Here is a 7,452-nt window from a genome sequence, read left to right as displayed (position 1 = left end):
ATGTCGATCCTGGTGCAGCAGGTCATCAACATCGGTCTCGCGGTGGCGATGGACCGCCTGGCGCAGTGGATGCTGGCGAAGCAGGGCAAGACCACCACCAAGGGCTCCGACTATCTGACCCAGGCGGTGGGTTTCGGTGCGGTGCAGGGCGGTCTGGCGGTGCCGATGCAGTTCGCCACGGCCTGGTTCGCGAAGAAGCTGGGCAATCTGATCGGGTCGGGCGCGAGCGACAAGCTCTTCAACGACCTCGACCGCGCCCTGCGCGAACGCCCGGCACCCCCACGCAACCTCACCAGGAACGCGGACGACGTCGACGACAACGGCGGCGGCGGGACCCCGGCGCCGATACCGCGACCGCGCCCGGAAGGGAACCTGAACCCGCCGCCCACCACCAACCTGCCCACCACGGGCTTCGGGGGCGGGGGCCCGGACCGGGCGTTCGCGCGGAACTTCACGGACTCACTGACCACCGTCGCGAACACCTTCGGCCGGGGCGGCGGCGATCCGGTCAGACAGGCCCTCGACTTCACCGACGACATGGGCAACCTCTTCGTCCGGGGCTTCGGCGACGACATCGGCGACCAGGCGGCCCAGGACCTCGGCCAGATCTTCGCCCGCACCTATCTGAACAACATGACCCGGGACGGTCTCGGCGACTCCCTCCAGCGCGTCCTGCGGGACAGCCCGCTGCCGGCCCTGTACGGGGACGACGTGGTCCGGGCGATGTCGACCGGGGTCGGCGGGCTCTTCGACCAGAAGGGGCTGGGCTCCAAGGTCCTCACCTTCGTGGTGCAGGGTATCGGGGAGGGCCTCCTCGGGTTCGGCGCCGAGATGGTCTACAACGGCATCGCCCTCAAAGAATTCTCGGTGACCTCCTCGAGCTTCTACTCGGCGATGTTCAGCGAACGCCTCACCGCCGCCCTCGACATCAACGCCGACGCCACCGGCGCCGGCCTGAAGAACACCCTCGGCGACATCGGCAAACTCGCCCTCGCCTCCCTCGCCGGTGCCAACGACCTCAACTCCGTCCCCCCGCAGAACCCGGCGTCCGGGACCAACGGCGACGGCACCACGGGGACGACGAACCCCACCGGCACGGCCGGGGGTGTCACCGGCGGCACGACCGGGGGCGCCACGGGCGGCACGACCGGAGGTGTCACCGGCGGCACGGACGCCCCGGGCATGAACGGCCGCCCGCCGGTCACCTCCTCGCCGGTGAACGTGGACATCGACCCGGTGGCGACGCCGGACTCGCCGCTGACGATGCCGAACCCGCCGCTGGTGACACCGGGCTCGCTGCCCACGATGCCGGACCCGCTGCTGACCGCACCGGGCTCGCCGGACCCGCTGCCCTCGGTGACGACGCCGACGGTTCCCACGCCCGGCGCGGACCAGCCCGACGCCCCCGTGTCGGGGTCGCGCCCACCGCTCACCCTCTCCACCGATGTCAACGCACCGCCGGTCACCAGCGGTGGTTCCACTCCGGACAGCCCGCCGATCGTCCGGTCGGGCAACGATGTCCCCGGGTCGGCGGGCGACGCCGCAGGTGGGACGGGCACTCCGGCCAGCGAGAACGGCCGCGGGGACAGCCCGACGCCCCTTCCGTCGCCGCCCCCTTCCCCCACCTTCTCCACGTACTCCACGACCTCCGACTTCTCCACGACCTCCGGCTCCTCCACGGCGTCCGACCCCTTCACCGACTACGCCGACTCCACCCCCGCCTCCACCCCTGAGCGTTCCAACACCCCGGAACCCGTCGGCACATCGGACGGCGGCGTCAAGTCCGGAGACTCCCCGCAGGGGTTCGCCCCACCGCCGATGGCACCGGTACCGCCGTCCGCGAACCCCACCACCGGTGACCCCGGAACCGCGGCCCGCCCGGCCCCCGACACCGCCCGCCCAGGGTCGGACTCCTCCCGCCCGGGTGCCGACCCCGCCCGAGGGGGCGCCGACCCCGCCCGGCCCGGCGCGAACCCCGCCCGGTCGGCGGACCCGACCCGGGTGAACGGCGACGCGCCGCGCGCCGGCGACCCCACCACCACGCCGTCCACCACGTCCACCAGCACCAGCGACGAACTCTTCCGGGTGCTGTCCGCCGCCCTGGACCCGAACACGGACACCAGCACCAGCACCAGTACGGACCCGAACACCGCCGAGAGCAACCCGACCCGTGCCGCCGACTCCCCGGACGACCTCCCCGCCGCCCCCGGCCGGGTCCTCACCAGCTCCGAGGACCTCCCCGCGTCCTCCACCGGCACGCGGGACAACGACGCCCCTGGGTCCTCCACCCCCACGCCGACCTCCACCACCAGCACCACCACTCCCACCCCCACGCCGACCTCCACCACCAGCACCACTCCCACCACGACCAGCGAGAACACCCCCACTCCCACCACGTCCACCACCAGCGAGAACACCCCCACCTCCACCACAACCACCACCAGCGAGAGCACCCCCACCACAACCACCACCCCCGAAAACACCCCCACCCCACGCACCACCCCCGAGAACACCCCCACCACAACCACCACTCCCACCCCCGAGAACACCCCCGAATCCACCCCCGACCCCGACCCCACCCCCCTCCCCGACGACGACCAGACCCCCCTCCCCCCGCCACAGCCCGCCGCCACCCGTACGCCCGCCGCCCTGCCCGACGCGGGTGGGCTGAGGGACGCCGTGACCCGGGCGGGGGCCGGTGCGATCCGGGAGGACGACGCGGCACGGCAGAAGAGCGGCATCCCGCGGCCCCCCGTCCTCAACGACGACGGGACACCGCGAAACCCGCTCTCCGTCATCAACTGCGTCATCCTGCTGCGGCAGTTGACGCTCCAGCTCTACCCCGACAACAACCTCACCCTGTTCCAGGACTCCGACCGCACCCCCGGCGGCACCGGCCTGCGGCGGCCGAGGACCACCACCGACGACATCGACATCGGCACCTCCCGGGCCGACCGGGCCTTCGCCGCCGACCAGGACTGGACCACCATCGGCTCCTGGAGCGACATCGACACCGCCCTCCAGGACGCGCCCCCCGGCTCCTCCGCGCTGATCTTCAGCCAGCGCCTGAGCGAGGACGGCCACGCCTTCGCCGCCTACCGCAGCACCGAGGGCGTCGAATGGATCGACATGCAGGCCGAGGGCGAGCCCGGCGTCGGGGCGGACGCCCGGCCCGGCGGGCTCCCCGCCCTGACCCGGGCCGTCATCGTCGGCCCCGACGGCGTGCTCCGGCCCGACGCGCTCCAGGGCGACGACCTGCGGACCGTCGACGCGCTCACCGACCCGCCCTTGTCCCACGCGTATGCGGGGGTGAGTACCCAGGCCGACTTCGTCTTCCCGGTGCAGTCGTCCCGGAACCTCAAGCCGGGCACCGTCCTGGCCGTCCACGAGTCGGGGATGCGGATCACCGCCGCCCAGCGCGAACTGTGGCGCGGCGCCGACAACCGTCTGTACACGTCGCACGCGACGGCCCTGCGCGAGACCGGGCTGGAGCCCGAGGCCGAGGCCCGTACGATCCTCGAAGTGGTCACGCCGACTGTCGCCGCGCTGAACGGCGAGGACCGGCCGTACGGGCCGCGCGTCCAGCGAGTCCTGTGGGAGACCCAGCAATTGCTGGAGGCGGCCAACACGCGGGTGGACGGTCCGGTCTCGCTCAAGAAGCTCCTCGATGCCGACCCGGGCTGGAAGACCAAGGGCCCGACCGCCAGGATCCTGCCGTCGCCGGTGGGAGCCGGACCGGGCGCCCAGGGCCGTTACACCGTCGGGGTCCCGGCATCGGGGCTCGCGCAGATGCTCGACCTGGCGCGCGGCCATCTGTCCGACGACTGGGACCTGCCCCCCGTCCTCGACGCGGGCCGGGCGTTCGCCGACCGGGTCGCCCTGGACTTCGTCGCCGAGTCACTCGCCCGAGAGGTCACGCCGGCCCAACTGCCCTTCCTGATCGATCTGCCCCGGCTCTCCGAAGTGCGGGGCTACGCGTGGCTGGTCTTCAGCCAGGCCGCGGCCCTCCCGCTCGCCATGAACTTCACGCAGCGGCCCGCGGAGCACTGGGTCCCGGTCGCGATGCGGACCTCCTTCGCCGAACTGCACGCTTCGCTGAGCGACCGGACCAGGCTCTTCTTCCGGCAGTACGAGAACGACATCACCGGCTACTTCCATGACGGGATGCGGGATCTCCTGCGCACGACGGCGGAGCGGATCGGCCATCCCGGCAGCGAACTGACCCTGGATCCGCTCGACATCCGCAGCAGCCGCGGGCCCTCCACCCGGGACTATCTGGAGACGGCCCTGCTCGGCGCCAGCCACTCCGGCCAGGCCGTCAGCCAGCGGGACATGATCCAGGTCGAGGACCACCGAGGACTGGACTCCCACGAGGGCATCGACATGGCCCTGCTGGAGCTGCGCGAGTACCAGCCCGCCCCCGACCCCGGCCTGCTCGTGCAGGACCACGACCCCCGGCTCCCGACGCCCAACAGGTACGCGAGCGCCTTCGAGCAGATCGCCGAGACGGCGCGGGCCGGTTACGACCAGGCGGAGCGGCTCCGGGACGGGAACACCCTGTCCGTGGCCGGGGCCGTGCGGGCGCTCGGCGCCCCGGTCGTCTCCCGGCTCGCCCCGGTCTTCGAGCGCCTCGACGGTCTGCTGGTGGCGGACGGCGACACCCTCCGCCCGCTGCTCACCCCCGAGGACCGGATCAGGATCAGCCGGGAAGCGGTGGCCCAGGCCGGCGGCGAGACGGCCCCGGCCGTCCGGACCTGGCTCGACGGCGTCCGGGCGGACATCGCCACGGTCCTCACCGAGATGCGCTCCGACACCGAGCGCACCGACCAGACGCTGCCCGACAGATTCCAGCAGGCGGCGGACGCGGTGGACGAAGCGCTCCTGACCGTCGCACCGCCGCCTCCGGCCGGGAGACCGGAGTACGACCGCGTACCCCTGCTGCCTACGCACCCGCTGTCCGTTCAGGTGTACGCGGCCCTCCGGGCGGTCCGGCCGCTGACCGTGGTCGATGCGGACGGCACTGTGCAACGCGTCCTCGACATCGCCGGACAGAACCGGGTGTTGAGGGCCACCCACAGTGTCCTCGCCGGTGACCGGCCCACCGAAATGCCGGGCCTTCTCACCGCGCTCCAGGACACGCTGCTTCAGGCGCTGCGTCAGTCGGAGGACCAGGCGCTGCGTGATGTCTGGAACGAGGCCACGACACGTCCCTTCACCCCCGACAGCGCGACGGAGTCCGGGCGCTGGACGCCGGACAGCGCGCCGGGATCCTTCTCCTGGAGTGACCCGGGGTCGCCCGATCTCCGCGACGACACCTCGACCCTCGCCTCCGACGGGGAGGAGTTCCGCAGCGACAACCACCGGGTCATCCTGGAGGCGCTGGACACCGTGGCGCAGACCATCGCAGCCGTCGAGCAACTGAGCAGCGAGCCGGACCCCTTGCTCGCGGCGGCGGAGGCCGCCGCACGGGGTACAGAGGGCACAGAGGGCAGAGGGGACACACCCCGGCCGGGGCGGTCCGCCTGGTACGACTCGGACTCCGCCACCGAGGAGCCCGGCGAGTCCGGTCAGTCCGGCGAGTCCGAGGAGGCCCCGCCCGAGCGCGACCTCTCCACCTGGCCCGAGTTGCCGGAACCGCGCCCCCTCTACGCACGGATGCTGGGCCTCGAACTCCAGGAGATGGCGGCCCTCGCCCGGCGGCCGGAGAACTCCGACCAGCCCTTCGAGGCGGTGATCCGGCGGGAGATCCACACCCGGCGGCTCCAGCTCTTCTCCCGCGACTGGCGGCTGCCGAATCTGCTGGACCGGGCCTGGCTCCTGGCCTCGGCGCAAGAGGCGCCCGCCGGGTGGGTGTCCGATGTGGGCGAGGAGGGCTGGACGAACGGCATCGGGGCCCTGGAGACGCTGCGACACCTAGCGGCCCACCCCGACCTGCCGACCCCGGACGTCGACAGTCTCCTCGCCCTGGTCGATCCGGCGGCCGGGATGACCGCGCTGCGCGAGGGCGACGGCCCGGACGCCGTGGCCGAGGTGACCCGGCGGCTGCTCGACGCCGGTGACGGGGCACGCGCCCTCGTGGTCTCCGAGTGGCACGGATTCAGCGGGCGGGCCTGGTTCGCCGAGAACGACCAGGGCGACATCCGCTGGACCGAGGGCCCCTACGACCGGATGGTGTCGTCCGAGCAGCCGGTGGAGATCGGCCGGTTCCGGTCCCTGGAGGTCACCGCGACGGGACACCTGGTGGAGCCCTGGTCGGCCGCCCGCACGCTCCGGTTCCCGGAACTGGCGGAGGGCGCCGCCCTGGCCGGGTTCTTCTCCACCGCCCTCGGCCCCGCCTTCGTCCCCAGCCAGAACCGCCCACCCGGCCGGGAAGGCGACGACATCGAGAGCCTCTACGGGGACGACTCCGACTCCGATCCCGGCGGCCCGAACCCCGACCGGGACCCGTCCCGGGACCGGGGCGCGGGCTCCGGCTCGGGCGGCGGGCCCGGCTTCGGCTCCGGCCCCGGCGCGGGCTCCGAGCCCCGCCCGGACCCGGACCCGGACCCCGACACGGATCCAAGTTCGCCCCCCGTCCCGGACTCGGCCTCCGCCGTCAACCGGGGCCTGTTCCAGGACGACGACCTCGCGGACGAGGCGTTCGAGGAACTGGCGAGCCTCTCGGAGCTGTCCGATCTCGCGAACCTCCCGGACGACGGGGAGTTCGCGGACGAGGGCGAGATGCGCCTCGGGCACGTGGCGGAATGGCCCACCACGATCGAGGAGTCGGCGGAGTCCTCCTCGGGCGAGTCCGGCGAGGTCGGGGACTGGCCCGACCCCGAGGGCGGACGCTCCGACGCCACGCCGGATGAACCGGTGGACGGCGGCCCGCCCCCGCACCCCGAGATCGGCGACCGGATCCGGGAACTCTTCACGCAGGCCGACGGTCTCGGCGTGCGCGACGGAGTGCGGACCCGCCCCCTCCTCCCCGACGCCGAAACGGCCCTGCTGGTCCAGGACCTGGCCGACCTCGAAGCCGGTCAGGACCGCTACTCCGAGGTCCAGTCCAGGCTTCTCACCCTGCGCGACCTGGTGATCCACACCCTGTTCGACCTGCCGGCCGAGACGCTGGTCGGCGACCGGATGTCGGCCATCCTCACCCTCCAGGCGGTGTCCGAGGCGTCCGCCGCGGTCGCCCGCCACGCACCGCAGCCCCCGCCCGCCTCGACCGACGTGCCCGACGCCTCGGACACCCCCGACCCCGACCCCTTCACCGCCCTCGGCTCCGCCGACCTGCTCCGCACCGTCCGCGCGCTGGACCTCGACCCCGACGCGACCCGCGCCGCCGCCGAGTTGCCGGAGAACGCCGGGCGGCTCTTCGAGGAGGTCGTCCGGGACGCGGTGGACATCCGGGTCGCCCAGTTGACCGCCTACGACTCCCGGCTGCCGGACCTGCTGCTGCGCGCCGCGTTC

Annotated in this window: 1 protein-coding gene (only partly in view); it reads left to right on the top strand. The window is 73.2% G+C overall.

The window, feature by feature from the left end:
* Positions 1-12: 12 nt before the first annotated feature.
* Positions 13-7,452, top strand: partial view of a hypothetical protein gene (locus AB0O01_RS05940; protein WP_365311215.1) — the 5' portion only. It continues 21,669 nt past the right edge of the window; the window shows 7,440 of its 29,109 coding nt (coding positions 1-7,440); the start codon lies at positions 13-15; its stop codon lies off the right edge, out of view.

It is taken from the genome of Streptomyces sp. NPDC093252, assembly GCF_040683675.1.
Classification (GTDB): Bacteria; Actinomycetota; Actinomycetes; order Streptomycetales; family Streptomycetaceae; genus Streptomyces.
This window is presented reverse-complemented; position numbering and strand designations above follow the sequence as displayed.